Consider the following 18,942-nt stretch of genomic DNA (forward strand, 5'->3'; position numbering starts at 1 on the left):
GCCGGGGAGTGCGCGGCGTGGACCGGTGCGGGTACCATGTATCCGGAGGTCCCTCCGCTACGACCGCCAGCGTAAACGGAGGATGCTCCGCTTGCAAGCGGAGCCGGCTCCGCATCGGCACGGTTCCCGGGTCCCCGGGACCGGCCGGAGACGGCGGGGCGGCACCCCGCGCGGAAGCCGGTCACGACAGCGAGGAGGCACATCGTGGCGGACACGGCACCTCGTCCGCTGCGCGCGGACGCCCAGCGGAACCGCGACCGGCTGCTGGCCGTCGCCCTCCGCGCGTTCTCCCAGGACGGCCCCGAGGTGACGCTCGACGCCGTCGCCAAGGAGGCGGGCGTCGGCATCGGCACCCTCTACCGCCACTTCCCGACCCGCGAGGCGCTGGTCGAGGCCGCCTACCGCAACGAGCTGGACCGGCTGTGCGACTCGGCCGGCGAGCTGCTGGCCGCCGGTCCCGCGGTGCGGGCGCTGCGGACCTGGATGGACAACTTCGTCGACTACGCGGCGGCCAAACGGGGTATGGGCGACGCCCTCAAGGCGGTCATCGCCTCCGGTGGCAACCCGTTCGCCCACAGCCGCGACCGGATGACCGGCGCCGTCGGAGCGCTGCTGAGCGCCGGGGCCGCCGAAGGGGCGCTGCGGGACGACGTCGAGTCGGGTGACGTGGTGACCGCGCTCAGCGGCATCGCGCTGGCCACCGGCACGCCCGGGCAGCGCGAACAGGCCGGCCGGCTGCTCGACCTCCTGGTCGCCGGGCTCCGGCGGCACCCCGAACCGTCCGCCTGAGGCGTCCCCGCCCCTCGCGGCACTCCCGGGAGACCCGGCGCACCCCGCGAGACGGCGGACACTCGCCGGCCGTCCGCCGTCCCATCTCGTGGGACTCCCCTGCGGGCCACCGCGGCCGCGGCCGTACGGTGTGCAGATCATCAGCCCGCACCGCCCCCGAAGGGATCCCGATGGCCCTGTTCGACCTGCCCCTGGACGAGCTCCGCGCCTACCGCTCCGCCTCACCCGAACCGGCCGGATTCGACCCGTTCTGGGCGCGGACCCTGGCCGAGGCCCGCGGACACGACCTGGACGCCGTCTTCACCCGCGTCCCCACGGGCCTGGCCACGTTGGAGACGTACGACGTGACCTTCTCCGGGTTCGGCGGCCACCGGGTCAAGGGCTGGCTGGTGCTGCCCGCGGGGACGACCGAGCCGCTGCCGCTGCTGGTGGAGTTCATCGGCTACGGCGGCGGCCGCGGTCTCGCGCACACCCATCTGCTGTGGGCCTCGGCCGGGTTCGCGCACTTCGTGATGGACACCCGCGGCCAGGGCAGCGGTTGGTCGGCCGGCGCCACCCCCGACCCGGTGGGCAGCGCACCCTCCTCCCCCGGCTTCCTGACCCGGGGCATCGAGGACCCCCAGGACTTCTACTACCGGCGGGTGTTCACCGACGCGGTCCGGGCCGTCGAAGCCGCCCGCTCGCACCGGCTGACCGACGCCGCGCGCACCGCGGTGACCGGCGTCAGCCAGGGCGGCGGGATCACCCTGGCGGTGGCCGGGTTGGTGCCGGACCTGGTCGGAGTTGCGCCGGATGTGCCGTTCCTGTGCGACTTCCGGCGGGCGGCCACGATCACCGACGCGCTGCCGTACCGTGAGATAGGCCGGTACCTGTCGGTGCACCGGGACCGCGGGGAGCGGGTGTTCGAGACGCTGTCGTACTTCGACGGCGTGCACTTCGCCGCACGCGCCACCGCCCCGGCCCTGTTCTCCACCGCGCTGGAGGACGAAGTCTGCCCGCCGTCAACCGTCTTCGCGGCGTACAACTCCTACGCCGTGAGCGACAGGCACATCGAGGTGTACGACTTCAACGGGCACGACGGCGGCGGCCCGTTCCAGCAGGTCAGCCAGCTGCGCTGGTTCGCGGAGCGGCTCGGCGCGGTACCGGCGGACGGTACTGCCGCAAACTGAGGTGCATACGTGGTGGCTTCGGGGGCAGGCGCGCGTCGAACAGTCGGATGAGTGCGAGGCGATGACGTGACCGCAAGCGTGACCGTAAAGGTTCAGCAGCCGGACAACACGAACACGACGGCCGCCGGCGTCCACCAGCCTGGGCCGGTGGACGATGCCACCGGTGGCCTTCCCCTGATCGACGACGCGACAGCCGTGGCCCCGAAGGACGCCAGGGCTCTGTCGAAGCTGTTCTTCGACAGGCTCCAGGTCCTGGAGGAAGGCACCCATGCCTATGCCTACGCGCGCAACACGCTGATCGAGATGAACCTGGCGCTGGTGCACTTCGCCGCCGCCAGGTACCGCAACCGGCCGGCCACCGACCACGAGGAGATCGTCCAGGTCGGCACCATCGGGCTGATCAAGGCGATCGACCGGTTCGACCTGTCGCGTGAGACCGAGTTCACCACGTTCGCGATCCCCTACATCGTGGGCGAGATGAAGCGGTTCTTCCGCGACACCTCGTGGGCCGTTCATGTGCCGCGCCGCCTCCAGGAACTGCGCGTGGAGCTGAGCAAGGCCAAGGAGCACCTGTCGGTGCTGCTCGACCGGGAGCCCACGGTGCCCGAACTGGCCGGCCACCTCGACCTCACCGAGGAGGAGGTGCTGGAGGGCCTGGTCGCCGCCAACGGCTACACCGCGGGTTCCCTCGACACGCCCTACAACGACGCGGACGGCAGCGCCGAGGGAGAGGGCCGGACCCTCGCCGACGCGATCGGCGAGTGCGACCCCGCGCTGGAGCTGGTGGAGGACTTCCACAGCCTGGCGCCGCTGATCGAGGAACTCCCCGAGCGGGACCGGGTGCTGCTGCAGCTGCGCTTCGGCGAGGAGCTGACACAGGCGCAGATCGGTGAGCGTCTGGGCTACTCGCAGATGCATGTGTCGCGGCTGCTGAACCGGACCCTGACCAGACTGCGCGCCGGCCTGCTCGCCCAGGGCTGACACCGGTACGGCCGAGGGCCCCGGCCCTCGGCCCCCCGCGGCGCTCCGGCGCCGCGTTCCCCTGTCCCGGACGGCGTTCCGAGAAACCGCCGGACGTCCCCGATCCCCCTGATCCCCCAGACCGCCCCCTCAGACCGGCGGCCGTGGCCCGGAACCCCTCCCCGGACCACGGCCGCCGTCGCGTGCGGTCGGCGGCGCGCCGTCAGACGCCGCTCGCGGTGGCGGCGCCGGTCTGCGGCTTCCCGGCCGAGGACAGCGGGGTGGCGATGTCCTCCAGCGACCGCTGTTCGGCGTTCACCGCGGTGAACACCGCGACGAGTCCGGCCGCGCACATCAGCGACGCGCCGATGCAGAAGGCGAGCACGGTGTCCGAGACCACGCCGGACTTGGTGAGGTCGGAGAAGACCAGCGGACCCGTGATGCCGCCGGCCGCCGTGCCGACGGCGTAGAAGAAGGCGATGGCCATCGCCCGGGTCTCCATCGGGAAGACCTCCGAGACCGTCAGGTACGCGCTGCTGGCGCCGGCCGAGGCGAAGAACAGCACGACGCACCAGCACGCGGTGACCGTGGTGGCGTTCAGCGACCCGCGGTCGAAGAGCCACGCTGTGCCGAACAGCAGCAGGCCGGAGAGCAGATACGTCGAGGAGATCATGATCCGGCGCCCGACGGTGTCGAAGAGCCGCCCGAGCAGCAGCGGCCCGAGGAAGTTGCCGGCCGCGATGACGGCGAAGTAGTAGCCGGTGTCGCCGGTCGAGACGCCGAAGAAGGTGGTGAGGATCGAGCCGAAGCCGAAGGTGATGGCGTTGTAGAGGAACGCCTGCCCGATGAAGAGCGACAGGCCCAGCGTGGCCCGGCGGGGGTAGGCGCCGAAGACGGTTCTGGCGATCGTCCAGAAGCCGATGCTCTTGCGCTGGTGGATGGTGATGGTGCTGCCCGGCTCGGGAAGCCGCTGGCCCTTCTCCTCCTCGACCTCCCGCTCGACGTCGGACACCAGCTCGGTGGCCTCGTCGCCGTGGCCGTGGATGAACTGCCAGCGCGGGCTCTCCGGGACGTGCCGCCGCACGAGCAGGATCACCAGGCCGAGGACGACCCCGAGGGCGAAGGTCAGGCGCCAGCCGATGTTCGCCGGGAAGATCGAGGTGTTGAGCGCCAGCACCGACAGCAGGGACCCGCCGATGGCGCCGAGCCAGTAGCTGCCGTTGATGATGAGGTCGACCCGGCCGCGGTACTTCGACGGGATCAGCTCGTCGATCGCGGAGTTGATCGCCGCGTACTCACCGCCGATGCCGAAGCCGGTCAGGAACCGGAACAGGAAGAACCACCAGGGCGAGAAGGACACCGCGGTCATCGCGGTGGCCGTCAGGTACACGCCGAGGGTGATCATGAAGAGCTTCCTGCGGCCGAACCGGTCGGTCAGCCAGCCGAAGAAGAGCGCTCCCGAGCACGCGCCCGCCACGTACAGGGCGGCTCCGAGTCCGGTGATCTGGGCGGCCGTGACGGCCAGTCCGCTGCCCTTCTCCGAGAGCCGTCCCGCGATGTTGCCGACGATCGTCACCTCGAGACCGTCGAGGATCCAGACGGTCCCCAGTCCGATCACGATCATCCAGTGCCACTTCGACCACGGCAGCCGGTCGAGCCGTGCCGGTACGTCGGTGGTGACGGTGTTTCCGTCCGTGGCGTCAGGGACGGGCGTCGCCATGAAGATCACCTCCTGCTGGCCAGTTTCACAGCGGTCAGCGGGCAGCGCGCGGCGGCTGACGTCCTCGTGGGTCGGCAACCGTACGGCTGTCGAGCATCATGGGATGCGTGCGCACCATGCTCCGCGAAGCCCGCGACACTCTTGTTCCCGATCTTTCCGGGCCCAAGGGTCCGCTTCCGCCCCTGTTGTTGCTCCTCACCGTCGTCACCGGTCTGGTGGACGCGTTCAGCTATCTGGCGCTCGGGCGGGTCTTCGTGGCGAACATGACGGGCAACGTGGTGTTCCTGGCCTTCTCGCTGGCGGGCGCCGGCGCCTTCTCCGTCACCGCCTCGGTGCTGGCCCTCGTCGCCTTCGCCCTGGGCGCGCTGGCGGGCGGGTGGCTGATCCGGCTGATGCCCGGACAGCCCCTGCGCCTTCTGCGGGCCGTCACGGCGGCTCAGGCGCTGCTGGTCGCGGCGGCGTGCGTGCTGGGCGCCGAGGTGGCCCTGCCGGCCGCCGGCACCGCGCGCTGGGTCCTGGTGGTGCTGCTCGCTCTGACCATGGGCGGGCAGAACGCGGTGGCGCGGCGGGTGGCGGTGCCCGATCTGACCACCACGGTGCTGACCCTGACCGTCACGGGGATCGCGGCGGACTCCCGGCTCGTCGGCGGCCCGGGCAGCCGGGCGGGTGTGCGGCTGCTGTCGGTGCTGGCGATGTTCCTGGGCGCGCTGGCCGGGGCCGCGCTGATCGTGCACGGGCACCGGGACGTCCCGCTGCTGTGCGCGACACTGCTGCTGATGGCGGTGGCCGGCGCGCTGCTGTCGCTCCGCAGGCCGGCCGGCGTCCGGGCGGGATGACGCCGCCGGAAGGTTTTTTCCCGAGGGGTGTCGTCGCGGCCGGTTCCCGATCGTCGTAGGGGTGACCGCGCGGGACGGGCCCGCGCCGGCAACGGACACGAGGAGACGTGCCATGAAGTACCTGCTGTTGATCTGCAGTGACGGCGACGGGTTCGACGCCACCCCGGAGGAACTGGACGCGCAGCCCTGGGTCGACGAGATGACCCGCCGCGGCGTGCGGCTGACCGGCAACCGCACCCGGGACGCCGAGGACGCCACGACCGTGCGGGTCAGGGACGGCGCCGTGCTGACCACGGACGGCCCGTACGCGGAGACGAAGGAGCAGATGGGCGGCTTCGACATCATCGAATGCGCCGATCTCGACGAGGCCGTCGAAGTCGCCTCCAAGCACCCGGTCGCGCGCTACGGGATGATCGAGGTGCGGCCGTTCTGGACGGAGTGACCTGGCGATGAGCGACGGGCTGGACGGGGGTGCCGCGGCGGCCGGCACGGGCGGCGGGGCCGACCCCGCGGCGGGCGGCGCCCCCGCCGGCCGTGTCAAGGAGGCGGTCGCCAGGGCCTGGACCGAGGAGTGGGGCCGGGTGGTGGCCGCCGTCATCGCCCGGACGGGCGACTGGGACCTGGCGGAGGAGTGCGCCCAGGACGCCTTCGAACGGGCCCTGGAGCGCTGGCCGCGGGACGGAGTGCCGCGCAGCCCCGGCGCCTGGCTGACGACGACCGCCCGCAACCGCGCCCTGGACCGGCTGCGCCGGGCCGCGAACGAAACGGTGAAACTGCGTCAGGCGGCACGCCTCGCGCCCGGGCAGCCCGCGACGGCCGACCTCGCCGAGGAGGCCGGGGACGGCGACACCGTGCCCGACGACCGGCTGCGGCTGATCTTCACCTGCTGCCACCCGGCGCTCCCCCTCCCGGCGCAGGTGGCGCTGACGCTGCGCTCGCTCACCGGGCTGAGCACCGCCGAGATCGCCCGGGCCTTCCTGGTGCCGGAGAAGACCATGGCCCAGCGGCTGACCCGGGCCAAGAACAAGATCCGCCACGCCGGCATCCCGTTCCGGGTGCCGGCGCGCGAGGTGCTGCCGGAGCGGACGGCCGCGGTGCTGGCCGTGCTGTACCTGCTGTTCAACGCCGGGTACGCGCCCGGTGCCGCGGGTCCGGATCAGCGCCGGGTCACCGCGGAGGCGATCCGGCTGGCCCGGCTGGTGGCCGGCCTGATGCCGCGCCAGACCGAGGCGGCCGGGCTGCTGGCGCTGATGCTGCTGCACGACGCCCGGGCGGCGGCGCGCACCGACGCGGCCGGCGACCTGGTACCGCTGGAGGAGCAGGACCGCACGCTGTGGGACCGGTCGCGGATCGCCGAGGGCGTGCGCGTGCTGGAGGGCGCGCTGGCCCTGCACCGGCCGGGGCCCTACCAGGTGCAGGCGGCCGTCGCCGCCTGCCACGCGGAGGCGCCGGGGCCGCGGGACACCGACTGGAAGCAGATCGCCCTCCTCTACGCCGAGTTGGCCCGGATGGCACCCGGGCCGGTCGTGGAGCTCAACCGGGCCGTCGCCGTCGCCATGGACGAGGGCCCGGAACGCGGTCTGGAACTGGTCGACGCCCTGGCGTCGGAGGGGGAGCTGACCGGGTACCACCTCCTGCCGGCCACCCGCGCCGATCTGCTGCGCAGGCTCGGCCGCCCGGGACCGGCCGCGGCGGCCTACCGCGAGGCGCTGGCGCTGGCGCCGACGGAGGCGGAGCGCCGGTTCCTGGAGCGGCGGCTGGCGGAGGTCTCCGCCGGGCGCCCCCGGTGAGCCGCCTGCCGCTGAGGGGAACCTGGGGTGCCTGCCCCCCGTGACCCGAGCACGGATGCCTGCCCCGTGACCCGGGCACCCGGGTGCCTGCCCCAGTGGGCCGAACCCCCCGTCACGCATCGTGACAGCACCGGCATTCGGGGCATCGTCGCAGGTCACGGTCGCATCGTCGGGTCCCGGAAAACGGTCGCATCGGCACGGAAATCGGTCGCCGGGGATGCGTAAGTGGGTTCGGAGGGGGCATCCTGGCCATCTCACGGGGGTTTCTCCGTGTCACAGGAGGTGACGACGGCCTCACGTGACGCAGAGACAGGGGGACGCATCCCGGTTCCCGCCCCCAGCCGCCTTTTCCGACCCGTCGACGAGGTGTGAGGTTCCGCCGTGCGCAAGACGTCCGTCCACGCCCGCTCATCGCGGCGCCGCGCCGCAAGGTCCCGCGGCGGCCATGCGGCCGTCGCCCTCGGCGTGCTGCTGGCCGTCGCCGCCTGCGGCAACGGCAACTCCAGCAGTTCCGGCACCCCGACCGCGTCCGGCACCACCGGGACCACCGCGTCCCCCACGACCTCCCCGGGCAGCACCCCGCCGGGCTCCCCGACCACGCACCGCACGGTGCCGCCGCCGCCGCGCACCACCACCTCCAAGGCGGTGGAGAGCTGCGTGAACCGGGTGTACGACGGGATGACCCAGGCGCAGCGGGTGGGGCAGCTGTTCATGACGGCGGTCTCCACCAGCGGGGTGACCTCGTCCGAGGCGGCGGCCATCACCCAGGGCAGGACCGGAGCCGTCATCCTGATGGGCCACAGCTCCGCCGGGACCTCCGCGGTGAAATCGGTGACCAACCGTTCCCAGGGCTTCTCGCCCACGGTGCGCGGCGTGACCGTGCACATGCTGGTCTCCACCGATCAGGAGGGCGGCAAGGTCCAGGTGCTGAACGGGCCGGGCTTCAGCACCATGCCCAGCGCGGTGACGCAGGGGACGTGGAGCACCTCGCAGCTCCAGTCCAGCGCCACGACCTGGGGCCGTCAGCTCAGGGCGGCGGGCGTCAACATGAACCTGGCGCCGATCGCGGACACCGTGCCGCCGAACCTGGTGACGGTCAACGCCCCCATCGGCAAGCTCGACCGCAACTACGGCACCAACCCGGCGACGGTCGCCACCCACAGCACGGCGTTCCTGCGCGGCATGCAGCAGGCGGGCGTGCTGCCCACCGCGAAGCACTTCCCGGGCCTGGGCCGGGTGACCGGCAACACGGACACCACGGCCGACGTCCGGGACACCGTCACCACCCGCAACGACGCCTACCTGGCGCCGTTCCGCAGCGCCGTGCAGGCCGGCAGCCCGTTCATCATGGTCTCGTCCGCGATCTACACGAAGATCGACCCGGCCAGCCAGGCCGCCTTCTCCTCGACGGTCATCCGGGGCATGCTGCGCGGCGACCTGGGCTTCCAGGGCGTGGTGATCTCCGACGACCTCGGCAACGCCGTCGCGGTCCAGGACCACACCCCGGCGCAGCGCGCGGTGGACTTCATCGCGGCCGGGGGTGACATCGTCCTCACCGTGAAGCCCAGCGACATCGGGCCGATGACGGCGGCCGTCATCAAGCGCATCCCGCAGGACGCGGCGTTCAGCAAGGACGTCCAGGACGCCGTGCACCGGGTGCTGAACGAGAAGCACAACGCGGGGCTGCTCAGCTGCGGGTGACGGCCACCCGGTCCGTCGGGCCGTCGTCTCCCGCGGGTCCCGGTTGCCCGCCGTCGTCACCCGCGGGCTCCTGTAGGACGGGGAGAGCCGCGCCCGGCGGCACGATCGTGCGGAGGGCCGTCGCGGCGAACGCCTCGGCCAGCCGCGAGGCCCGGCCGGCCGCGGTGGCGAGGGCGACCTCGTCCGGCGGCAGGTCGGCGACGGGCCGGTAGACCACGTCGGGGCGCCGGTAGAGCAGGGTGGCCGACAGCGGCAGATAGGTGACACCGCGGCCGGCCGCCACGTACTCCAGCTTCTCCTCGACCGTGCGGACCGCGGAGAGCGGCGGGGCGCCCCCGGGCTCGGGGTCGGTGCACAGGTGCAGGATCTCGGCCTGGGCCCCGAGGTCGGCGCGGGTGACGGCATCACGCGCCGCCAGCGGGTGGGCGGCGGGCAGCGCGGCCATCCGCGGCTCGCGGTACAGGGGACGGACGTCGAGCCCGGGACCGGTGACCGGAAGCCGGACGAACGCCAGGTCCACGCGGCCGTCCCGCACGGCGTCGGCCTGGTCGTCCCACTCCACCCGCCGCACCTCCACCCGGGTCCCTGGATGGGAGACGGCGAAGGCGCGGACCGCCCCGGTGACGGTGATCCCCGCGCGGAAGCCCACGACGAGCGTGCCGTCGCCGCGGGCCGCGCGGTCGACCCGGCGCCGGGCGGCGTCCGCGGCCGCCAGCAGCGGCCCCGCGTCGTCGAGCAACTGCCGTCCGGCCGCGGTCAGTTCGACGCCATGGCTGTCGCGGACGAACAGCGCGGTCCCGAGATCCTTCTCCAGCGCGCGGATCTGCCGGCTCAACGCGGGCTGGGCGATGAGCAGTTCCTCGGCCGCCCGGCTGAAGTGCAGGCGCTCGGCGACGGCAACGAAGTAGCGCACCTTGCGCAGGTCAAGATCCACGGTGCCCCCTGGTCATGCTGCGAGGGTATCGCCACCGACGAAACGGGTCTTGGACCGCGCAGGGGCCTCCGGCGCAGCCTGGACCGCATGGACACCACGTCATCCCCGCTCCCCGTCTCCCCCTGCCCCGTCCGGTACCCCGTCTCCTCCACGACCGTCGCCGTCCCGGCCGGCGACGGCACCATGGCCGCCTATGTCGCCGAGCCGTCCGGACCGGGCGCCCCCGGTCGGCGGCCCGCGGTGATCGTCGGCTTCGAGATGTTCGGCCTGACTCCTTATGTACGGCGCCTCGCGGACCGTTTCGCCGGGCTCGGCCACCTCGCGATCGTGCCGGACTTCTACCACCGCACCGCCCCCGGCCACTCCGGCACCGCCGACGAGGAGGGCCGGGCACGCGGGTACGCGCTGCTGGGACAGCTGGACCGGGACGAGGTCCGGCAGGACCTGACGGCCACGCTCGCGTACCTGGACCGGCGCAACCACACCACGGGCAGAACCGCCATGGTCGGTTTCAGCCTCGGCGGGCACCTGGCCTTCTTCGCCGCGACCCAAGTGCCGCTGGCGGCGGTCGCGATGGTGTACCCGGGGTGGCTGGACGTCGCGGGCACCGCGCTGAGCGCCCCCGGCCCGTTGCTGGACCTGGCGCCCGGGGCGGCGGAGCACGGCGGCAGGCTGCTGTACCTGGTGGGCGCCGACGACCATGTCGTGACCGCCGGTCAGACCCGGCTGACCGCGGCGGCGCTGACGGCCGCCGGTGTCCGCCACGAGATCGTCGTCTACCCGGACACACCGCACGGCTTCCTCGCCGACGAACGCGACACCTACCGTCCGGACCAGGCCGCCGACGCGTGGCGCCGCATCGACGCCCTGCTCTGCGCCGAACTGCGCTCTGGTGACCTGCCGCCGACGGCGGTGCACGACCCGCTCGGGGCCCGAAACCCGGGTTAGGGTGCCCTAACAGTGTCGAGCGGGTGAACTGCGGGGGAATTGTGGGTCGCCGCCCCCTGAGCGGGTGGGTACGCCCCACATCGCGTGCCTAGCATGAGCGGCGCCAGCGAACCACCGCAACGTCATCCGGAGGCCGGCGTGTCCGCCGAATCCGACACCGAACCCGCGTCGCCCGCCGCCGCACCGGAGCCCGAGCCGATCGCGGAGGCGGACGGCGAGCCAGGCGGGATAGCCGCCGCTTCCCCCACCACGCGCTCGCTGACGCGGCGGCGCGTCGCACCGGCCGCGGGCGCCGTGGTGGCGGTGGCCGCGGCGGTCACCGCCGCCGTGCTCGCCGGCGGGGGCGGCGGACACGGCGGTGACTCCGCGGACGGCAAGGGCGCGACGGCGACGCAGGCCGCCGACGGCCTGCCGCACACCGCCATCGACGTCTCGACGGGTGGCTGCGGGCGCGGCTGGGGCCACCCGCACGCCGGAACCCAGGTCTTCGATCTGCACAACTCCGGCTCCGCCGCGAGCGAGGTCTACCTGTCCGACCCGAAGTCGGGGAAGCTCTACGGGGAGTTGGAGGGCCTGGCACCGGGGACCACCCGGCAGATGCTGGTGGACCTGGGCAGCGGCACCTACGCCTTCAAGTGCCTGCCGGAGGACACCGACGCGGTCACCGGGCCCTCGGTCACCGTGCCCGGCCACCAGCCGCAGGGGGCCGCGACCCTGCCGGTCACCCAGCACGACCTCATTCCGCCGACGCTCGCCTATCAGCAGTGGATTGGGGCCCGGATGGGCGACCTGGCGCGCGGCACCGGCACGCTCAAGGCCGACATCGACCGCGGGGACCTGGCCGCCGCCAAGCGCGACTGGCTCTCCGCGCACCTGGTGTACGAGCGCATGGGCGCCGCGTACGGCACCTTCGGCGACGCCGACGGCGCGATCAACGGCACGGCCGCACGCACTCCCGGCGCCGTGGACGACGCGTCCTTCGCCGGTTTCCACCGCGTGGAGTACGGCCTGTGGCACGGGCAGCCCGCGGCGGCGCTCAAGGCGCCGGCGGCCGAACTCGACAAGAACGTCGGGGCGTTGCGCGACGGCTGGTCACAGGCCCGGATGGACCCGGCCGAGATGGGTCTGCGTGCGCACGAGATCATCGAGAACACCGAGCAGTTCGAGCTGACCGGCCGCACCGACTACGGCAGCGGCACCAACCTGGCGACCGCCCGCGCGAACCTCGACGGCACGCGGGAGATCCTGAGCCTGCTGCGTCCGCTGCTCACCCCGCGCGACCCGGCGCTGCCGCGCCTGGACTCCGCGGTGGAACGGCTGCAGCACGACCTGGACGCCGCCGGCCACGGCGACGCCTGGACCCCGCTGGACCGGCTCGGCCGGGCCCAGCGCGAGCAGATCAACGCCGACACCGGCGATCTCCTGGAACAACTCGCCCCGGTGGCGGCGATCTTCGACGTACGGAGGACGGCATGAGCGACACCCGGGACGCGGCGGGCGAGCTGCGCAGGCGCGGTTTCCTGCGGGGAGCGGCGCTGGGTGTCGGCACGGTGGGCGCGGTCGCCGGCGCGGGGGCCGCCACGGCGGCGCTCACCGGCCCGAGCGCCCACGCGGCCACCCCGGCTCCGGCCGCGACGCCCGTGGCGGCGCAGGACGCGCCGTTCCACGGCGAGCACCAGGCCGGCATCATCCGGCCCGTCCAGCAGGCCACCGCCTTCCTGGCGTTCGACGTGACGGCGGCGGACCGGCGCGAGCTCACCGAACTGCTGCACACCGTGACCGACCGCGCGCGGTTCCTGACCGCGGGCGGCACTCCGCAGGCCCTGGGCATCACGGCCCCGCCCTCGGACAGCGGCACGTTGGGGCCGCAGGTCCCGCGTGACGGGCTGTCGGTCACCGTGGGCGCCGGGGCGTCGCTGTTCGACGACCGGTTCGGGCTGAAGGACCGCAAGCCGCTGCGCCTGAAGGCGATGCCGGCCTTCGAGGACGACGACCTCGACCCGGCCTGGTGCCACGGCGATCTGAGCCTGCAGCTCAGCGCGCCCCACCAGGACACGGTGCTGCACGCGCTCCGCGACATCGCCCGGCACACCCGCGGCGGCATGCAGGTGCGCTGGCGGCTCGACGGTTTCACCAGCCCGCCGCGGCCGAGCGGCACCCCGCGCAACCACCTGGGGTTCAAGGACGGCACCGGCAACCCGGACGTCGGCGACCCGGCGACGGCCGGGAAGTTGCTGTGGGTCGGCGACGGCGCAGAGCCCGCCTGGACGACCGGCGGTACGTACCAGGTGGTCCGGCTGATCCGGATGCTGGTGGAGTTCTGGGACCGGGTCTCGATCACCGAGCAGGAGCGGATGTTCGGCCGGGCCAAGGACACCGGCGCGCCGCTGGACGGCTCACGGGAGTTCGACACCCCGCAGTTCGCGCAGGACCCGATGGGCGACGTCATCCCGCTGGACAGCCACATACGCAAGGCGAACCCGCGCACCGCGGACACGGCCGGATCCCGTCTGCTGCGCCGGGGCTACAACTACGACCGGGGCATGGACGGCAACGGCAACCTCGACGTCGGGCTGATCTTCGTCTGCTACCAGCAGGACCTGGAGCGGCAGTTCGAGACCGTGCAGAAGCGGCTCGCGGGCGAACCGCTGGTCGACTACATCACGCCGTTCGGCGGTGGTTACTTCTTCGCGCTGCCGGGCGTGCGGGACCGCGGCGACTGGCTGGGCCGCTCCCTGTTGGCATGAGCCCGCCCGAAAGATGGCAAAGAGCGAGTCAAGACTTGTCCTGGATTATCTGACCGGCTGTTCACCCGGACGCCACCACGGGGCCGTTGGCCGGTAGGTCACCCCCTCGACGATCGCGTTCGACACGTGCGCGAATTCCACGCAGCACGCCGAAAAGCACTACTTAGCGCCACTTAGCGGAGGCTGAGACAGCATGAGCACCACGAGCGGTACGGGAAAGAGAAGGCGGGCGAGCGCACGCATGCGTGCGGCACGCTGGGGGGCCTACGCCGGCACGGCGGCTCTCGTACTGCTGGGCGGCACCGCGCCGGCCCACGCCGACTCCCCCGCGCACCACGGGGGCGGCGACAGCACCTCCACCCCGATCAAGCACCTGGTCGTCATCTACGACGAGAACGTCTCGTTCGACCACTACTTCGGCACCTACCCGGTGGCGGCGAACACCGACGGCACGAAGTTCACGGCGGACAAGCACACGCCGAAGAACATCGACACCGTCGCCCACGCGGGCCTGCTGAAGAACAACCCGAACCAGTACGCCCCCAAGCGCCTGGCGCCCTCGCAGGCCGTCACCTGCGACCAGAACCACGGCTACGGCCCCGAGCAGTACGCGGCGAACGGCGGCAAGGCCGACGCGTACGTGCAGAACACCGAGACGAGCAAGTGCTCCGGTGGCCTGTTCGGCGAGCCCGGCCTGGTCATGGACTACTACGACGGCAACACCGTCACGGCGCTCTGGAACTACGCCCAGAACTACTCGCTGGGCGACAACTCGTACAGCAGCACGTACGGCCCCTCCACCCCCGGCGCGCTGAACCTGGTCGCGGGTCAGACGCACGGCGTGATCTCGGTCGACCCCAAGACCGGCACGGAGAACCCCAAGCAGACGGCGACGCCCGACGCGTACACGGTCGTCTCGCCGGACGCCAAGGGCGTCGGCACGGTCATCAACGACCCCGACCCGGCGTTCGACGACTGCTCGGACAACAGCCACGCCAGCAGCAACGCGCTCGCCTCGATGCAGGGCAAGAACATCGGTGACCTGCTCAACGAGAAGAACGTGACCTGGGGCTGGTTCCAGGGCGGCTTCCGTCCCTCCACCGCGTGGGACGGCAAGCAGGGCGACTACGCGAGCTGCGCCGGCAGCACCCACACCAACGTGGGCGGCGCGTCCTCGGTGGACTACAGCCCGCACCACTCGCCCTTCCAGTACTACAAGTCCACGGCGAACCCGCACCACCTCGCGCCCAAGAACACGGCCGAGATCGGTCACAACGGCCAGGCGAACCACAACTACGACCTGACCGACTTCGACTCCGCGCTGAAGGCGGGCAGCCTGCCGGCCGTCAGCTTCCTGAAGGCCGCCGAGTACCAGGACGGCCACGCCGCCTACTCCGACCCGATCGACGAGCAGAACTTCCTCGTCAAGGAGATCAACGCGGTCCAGTCGTCCTCCTCCTGGAAGGACACCGCGGTCGTCATCGCCTACGACGACTCGGACGGCTGGTACGACCACGCGTACGCCAAGCCGGAGACCGGCTCCAAGGACAGCACCGTCGGCTCCAACGGCAAGGCCGTCGACAGCCCGGCGTGCCAGGCCGGCCCCGCTGCCGCCGGCGGCTACGCGGACCGCTGCGGCCCGGGTACCCGTCAGCCGCTGCTGGTCATCTCGCCCTACAGCAAGGTGAACTCGGTCGACCACACCCGCACCGAGCAGGCCTCGATCACCAAGTTCATCGAGGACAACTGGAAGACCGGCCGCATCGGCGACGCCTCGTTCGACCAGCGGGCCAACACCCTCTCCGGCGCCTTCGACTTCAAGCACCCGAACGACAAGCAGGTGCTGCTGAACGCCGACGGCTCCGTGAAGTCGGTCAAGCACATCTCCCACCACACCAACCCGCCCGCCACCGGCACCTCGGCGACGGGCGGCACCTCCGGCGGCAACGGCGCGGGCAACAACCTGTCCACGCAGACCCTGGCGGAGACCGGCGGCACGTCCCCGGCGCTGCCGCTCGGGATCACCGCGGGCGCCCTGCTCGTCGGAGGCGGCGCGCTGTACTACGCCCGCCGGCACCGCCGCTCGGCGACCGTCACCGCCTGAAACCGCACCAGCTGATCCCTTCCGTCCGCACCGTTTCCACGGCGGCGTGACGTGAGGCCCCGAGGGGGCCGCCCCGGCGCACACCGGGACGGCCCCCTTCGCCGTTCCGGCCCCGATTCCCCTCCCTCCGCGTCCCTCCGTGGCCGATTCGGACTTGAACGCCACCGAGTTGTCAAGAGGGCGGCTGCGTTCATGAGTTGGAGACAATTCCGTCCTCGTGGCGCGCGGGCGTCATCACGGCCCTCCGTCGCACGGGTCCTGTGCACAACTCTTGACATGGATGAAACACAGGGAGAAACATTCCGGAGTGCACCGGGAGAGCGCTCTCACTCGTCAACGCGCGGGCGCCCGACCGGACTTCGCGTTGTTCACGGCATCTCACGGCCCGGTCGGCCCACGGCCGGGCCGCTCCTAGCTGCCCCCCACTTGTGGAACCAGGAGAGTTGCTCATGCTCGCTCCCCCCACCGGCTCTACGGCGCTGAGATCAGCGGCCCCGTGGCGCCGGCGCAACATCGTCGCCGCGGTGATCACCGCGCTCGTCGCTTCCCTGCTCCTCTTCGTGCCGACCCGTTCCGCCCACGCCGCCGACACCCTGCTCTCGCAGGGCAAGACGGCGACGGCCTCCTCCTCCGAGAACGCCGGCACCCCGGCGTCCGCCGCGGTCGACGGCGACACCGGCACCCGCTGGTCCAGCGCCTTCAGCGACCCGCAGTGGCTGCAGGTCGACCTGGGCGCCACGGCCACCATCAGCTCCGTCACCCTCAACTGGGAATCGGCGTACGCCAAGGCGTTCAAGATCCAGACCTCGGCGGACGGCGCCAACTGGACCGACGTCTACTCGACCACGACCGGGACCGGCGGCACGCAGACGCTCGCCGTAAACGGTTCCGGGCGCTATGTCCGGATGTACGGCACCACGCGCGCCACCGGATACGGCTACTCCCTCTGGGAGTTCCAGGTCTACGGCACCGCCGGCAGCGGCGGAGGCGGCACCACTCCCCCGTCCGGTTCGCTGATCTCGCAGGGCAAGACCGCCACCGCGTCCTCCACCGAGAACGCCGGCACGCCGGCCTCGGCCGCCGTGGACGGCAACACCGGCACCCGCTGGTCCAGCGCGGCCTCCGACCCGCAGTGGCTGCAGGTCGACCTGGGCAGCACCTCGACGATCAGCTCGGTCGTGCTCAACTGGGAGACCGCGTACGCCAAGGCGTTCAAGATCCAGACCTCGGACGACGCCACCACGTGGACCGACGTCTACTCCACCACGACCGGGACCGGCGGCACGCAGACACTCGCCGTAAACGGTTCCGGCCGCTATGTCCGGATGTACGGCACCACCCGCGCCACCGGATACGGCTACTCCCTCTGGGAGTTCCAGGTCTACGGCACCGCAGGCAGCGGCGGTGGCGGCACCGGCCCGATCCAGGGCGGCGGCGACCTCGGGCCGAACGTGAAGGTCTTCGACCCGTCCACGCCGAACATCCAGGCGCAGCTCGACCAGATCTTCTCCCAGCAGGAGAGCAACCAGTTCGGCGACGCCCGCTACCAGGTCTTCTTCAAGCCCGGCACCTACAGCGGTCTCAACGACCAGGTGGGCTTCTACACCTCGGTCTCCGGCCTGGGCAAGAACCCGGACGACGTGCAGATCAACGGCGACATCACCGTCGACGCCGGCTGGTTCAACGGCAACGCCACGCAGAACTTCTGGCGTTCGGTGGAGAACCTGGCCATCACTCCCTCCAACGGCACCGACCGGTGGGCCGTCGCGCAGGCGGCGCCCTTCCGCCGGATCCACGTCAAGGGCGGGCTCAACCTCGCGCCGAACGGCTACGGCTGGGCGAGCGGCGGCTACATCGCCGACAGCAAGATCGACGGCACCGTCGGACCGTACTCGCAGCAGCAGTGGTACACCCGGGACAGCTCGATCGGCGGCTGGACCAACGGCGTGTGGAACATGACCTTCTCCGGTGTCCAGGGCGCGCCCGCGCAGGGCTTCCCGAACCCGGTGTACACCACGCTCAACACCACGCCCGAGTCGCGTGAGAAGCCGTACATGTACCTGGACGGCAGCGGCAACTACGCGGTGTTCGTGCCGAACCTGCGCACCAACGTCAGCGGTGTGTCCTGGCCGAACACCCCGGGCACCTCGCTCCCGCTGAGCCAGTTCTACGTGGCGAAGCCGGGCGTCTCGGCGGCGACGATCAACGCGGCGCTGGCCCAGGGCCTCAACCTGCTGTTCACCCCCGGCATCTACCACGTCGACCAGCCGATCAACGTGACCCGCGCCAACACCGTGGTGCTGGGCCTGGGTTACGCCACGATCGTGCCGGACAACGGTGTGGACGCGATGAAGGTCGCGGACGTCGACGGGGTGCGGCTGGCCGGCTTCCTGATCGACGCCGGCACGGGCAAGTCGCCGCAGCTGCTCCAGGTCGGCGCACCGGGATCGTCGGCGAGCCACTCCGGCAACCCCACCACGATCCAGGACGTGTTCGCCCGGGTCGGCGGCGCGGGCCCGGGCCAGGCCGGCACGGCGTTCGAGATCAACAGCAACGACGTGATCATCGACCACACCTGGCTGTGGCGCGCCGACCACGGGGCCGGCGTCGGCTGGACGACCAACCCGGCCGACGAGGGCCTGAAGGTCAACGGCAACAACGTGCTGGCCACCGGCCTGTTCGTGGAGCACTTCGAGAAGTACGACGTGGAGTGGGCCGGCCAGAACGGCAGGACGATCTTCTTCCAGAACGAGATCGCCTACGACGCCCCGAACCAGGCCGCGGTCCAGAACGGCGGCACCCGGGGCTTCGCGGCCTACAAGGTCGACGACAACGTGACCACGCACGAGGGCTGGGGGCTCGGCAGCTACTGCAACTTCACCGCCGACCCCTCGATCGTCATGGACCACGGGTTCGAGGCGCCGACGACGGCCGGCGTGAAGTTCCACGACCTGCTCGTGGTGTCGCTCGGCGGGATGGGCCAATACGCGCACGTCATCAACAACACCGGGCCGGGCACGTCCGGCACGTCCACCACGCCGTCGACCGTGACGTCCTACCCGTAGGTCGTCGGGAGACGCGGCGATCGGCACAGCGGTGATCTGAGGGCCGCCGTCCCGCACCCGCGGGACGGCGGCCCTTCCCGTCCGCCGGACGGGCCGGCGGACGAGGCCGGCGGACGGGAAAAGGACCGCGGCCCCGCCGTTCCCGGCAGCGGGGCCGCGGCTCGTGACGTCCCGGCAGG

The 18,942-nt window shown here is 72.1% G+C and carries 14 protein-coding genes; 12 read left to right on the plus strand and 2 right to left on the minus strand.

Translation table 11 applies throughout. The features are described from left to right. The first annotated feature begins 204 nt into the window (after window positions 1–204). The 3 genes from K7862_RS17445 (at window position 205) to K7862_RS17455 (ending at window position 2,939) form a co-directional block, all read left to right on the plus strand. Window positions 205–789 (plus strand): TetR/AcrR family transcriptional regulator, encoded by a 585-nt coding sequence (locus K7862_RS17445; RefSeq protein WP_222963532.1) that lies wholly within the window; start codon window positions 205–207, stop codon window positions 787–789. A 170-nt stretch (window positions 790–959) separates the two neighbouring features. After that, window positions 960–1,958, plus strand: a complete 999-nt coding sequence (locus tag K7862_RS17450) for an acetylxylan esterase (RefSeq protein WP_222963533.1) — start codon at window positions 960–962, stop codon at window positions 1,956–1,958. A 78-nt stretch (window positions 1,959–2,036) separates the two neighbouring features. Next, window positions 2,037–2,939 (plus strand): RNA polymerase sigma factor SigF, encoded by a 903-nt coding sequence (locus K7862_RS17455; protein ID WP_222963534.1) that lies wholly within the window; start codon window positions 2,037–2,039, stop codon window positions 2,937–2,939. Between the two features lie 202 nt (window positions 2,940–3,141). Here the strand turns inward: K7862_RS17455 and K7862_RS17460 are convergent, their stop codons facing one another. Continuing rightward, complete coding sequence (locus tag K7862_RS17460; protein WP_222963535.1) at window positions 3,142–4,638, minus strand: MFS transporter; 1,497 nt, start codon at window positions 4,636–4,638, stop codon at window positions 3,142–3,144. A gap of 107 nt (window positions 4,639–4,745) precedes the next feature. Here K7862_RS17460 and K7862_RS17465 point away from each other — a divergent pair, with 107 nt between their 5' ends. The 4 genes from K7862_RS17465 (at window position 4,746) to K7862_RS17480 (ending at window position 8,965) form a co-directional block, all read left to right on the plus strand. After that, the gene (locus tag K7862_RS17465) at window positions 4,746–5,474 is read left to right on the plus strand and encodes a YoaK family protein (protein WP_222963536.1); all 729 of its coding nucleotides are present in this window, start codon (window positions 4,746–4,748) and stop codon (window positions 5,472–5,474) included. A gap of 112 nt (window positions 5,475–5,586) precedes the next feature. Beyond that, a complete protein-coding gene (locus tag K7862_RS17470) occupies window positions 5,587–5,916 on the plus strand; it encodes a YciI family protein (RefSeq protein ID WP_222963537.1) in 330 nt (109 codons plus the stop codon). Between the two features lie 7 nt (window positions 5,917–5,923). After that, window positions 5,924–7,264, plus strand: coding sequence for an RNA polymerase sigma factor (locus K7862_RS17475; RefSeq protein ID WP_222963538.1), 1,341 nt, complete (start codon window positions 5,924–5,926; stop codon window positions 7,262–7,264). A 381-nt stretch (window positions 7,265–7,645) separates the two neighbouring features. After that, window positions 7,646–8,965, plus strand: a complete 1,320-nt coding sequence (locus K7862_RS17480) for a glycoside hydrolase family 3 N-terminal domain-containing protein (RefSeq protein ID WP_222963539.1) — start codon at window positions 7,646–7,648, stop codon at window positions 8,963–8,965. Here the strand turns inward: K7862_RS17480 and K7862_RS17485 are convergent. Beyond that, complete coding sequence (locus K7862_RS17485) at window positions 8,952–9,899, minus strand: LysR family transcriptional regulator (protein ID WP_222963540.1); 948 nt, start codon at window positions 9,897–9,899, stop codon at window positions 8,952–8,954. The genes K7862_RS17480 and K7862_RS17485 overlap by 14 nt on opposite strands. A gap of 87 nt (window positions 9,900–9,986) precedes the next feature. On the opposite strand from K7862_RS17485, the gene K7862_RS17490 reads away from it, so the two are divergent. From K7862_RS17490 to K7862_RS17510, 5 genes are all read left to right on the plus strand, one after another. Beyond that, entirely contained in the window at window positions 9,987–10,847 is an 861-nt protein-coding gene (locus K7862_RS17490; RefSeq protein WP_222963541.1) for a dienelactone hydrolase family protein, read from the plus strand. A gap of 138 nt (window positions 10,848–10,985) precedes the next feature. Beyond that, the gene (locus K7862_RS17495; protein WP_308012038.1) at window positions 10,986–12,323 is read left to right on the plus strand and encodes an EfeM/EfeO family lipoprotein; all 1,338 of its coding nucleotides are present in this window, start codon (window positions 10,986–10,988) and stop codon (window positions 12,321–12,323) included. Then, entirely contained in the window at window positions 12,320–13,594 is a 1,275-nt protein-coding gene (efeB, locus tag K7862_RS17500) for an iron uptake transporter deferrochelatase/peroxidase subunit (RefSeq protein WP_222963543.1), read from the plus strand. The genes K7862_RS17495 and efeB overlap by 4 nt, the downstream gene beginning before the upstream one ends. Window positions 13,595–13,835: 241 nt before the next feature. After that, a complete protein-coding gene (locus K7862_RS17505) occupies window positions 13,836–15,698 on the plus strand; it encodes an alkaline phosphatase family protein (RefSeq protein ID WP_262413313.1) in 1,863 nt (620 codons plus the stop codon). A gap of 449 nt (window positions 15,699–16,147) precedes the next feature. Next, entirely contained in the window at window positions 16,148–18,763 is a 2,616-nt protein-coding gene (locus tag K7862_RS17510; protein WP_222963545.1) for a pectate lyase-like domain-containing protein, read from the plus strand. Window positions 18,764–18,942: the final 179 nt, after the last annotated feature.

Origin of the sequence: Actinacidiphila acidipaludis, assembly GCF_019890725.1 — a bacterium.
Classification (GTDB): domain Bacteria; phylum Actinomycetota; class Actinomycetes; order Streptomycetales; family Streptomycetaceae; genus Actinacidiphila; species Actinacidiphila acidipaludis.

What these genes read in the sequence shown, in the direction of transcription:
- K7862_RS17450 (WP_222963533.1), top strand. Translation starts at nt 960, where the DNA reads ATGGCCCTGTTCGACCTGCCCCTGGACGAGCTCCGCGCCTACCGCTCC.
- efeB (WP_222963543.1), top strand. Translation starts at nt 12,320, where the DNA reads ATGAGCGACACCCGGGACGCGGCGGGCGAGCTGCGCAGGCGCGGTTTC.
- K7862_RS17490 (WP_222963541.1), top strand. Translation starts at nt 9,987, where the DNA reads ATGGACACCACGTCATCCCCGCTCCCCGTCTCCCCCTGCCCCGTCCGG.
- K7862_RS17470 (WP_222963537.1), top strand. Translation starts at nt 5,587, where the DNA reads ATGAAGTACCTGCTGTTGATCTGCAGTGACGGCGACGGGTTCGACGCC.
- K7862_RS17475 (WP_222963538.1), top strand. Translation starts at nt 5,924, where the DNA reads ATGAGCGACGGGCTGGACGGGGGTGCCGCGGCGGCCGGCACGGGCGGC.
- K7862_RS17460 (WP_222963535.1), bottom strand. Translation starts at nt 4,638, where the DNA reads ATGGCGACGCCCGTCCCTGACGCCACGGACGGAAACACCGTCACCACC.
- K7862_RS17505 (WP_262413313.1), top strand. Translation starts at nt 13,836, where the DNA reads ATGCGTGCGGCACGCTGGGGGGCCTACGCCGGCACGGCGGCTCTCGTA.
- K7862_RS17510 (WP_222963545.1), top strand. Translation starts at nt 16,148, where the DNA reads ATGCTCGCTCCCCCCACCGGCTCTACGGCGCTGAGATCAGCGGCCCCG.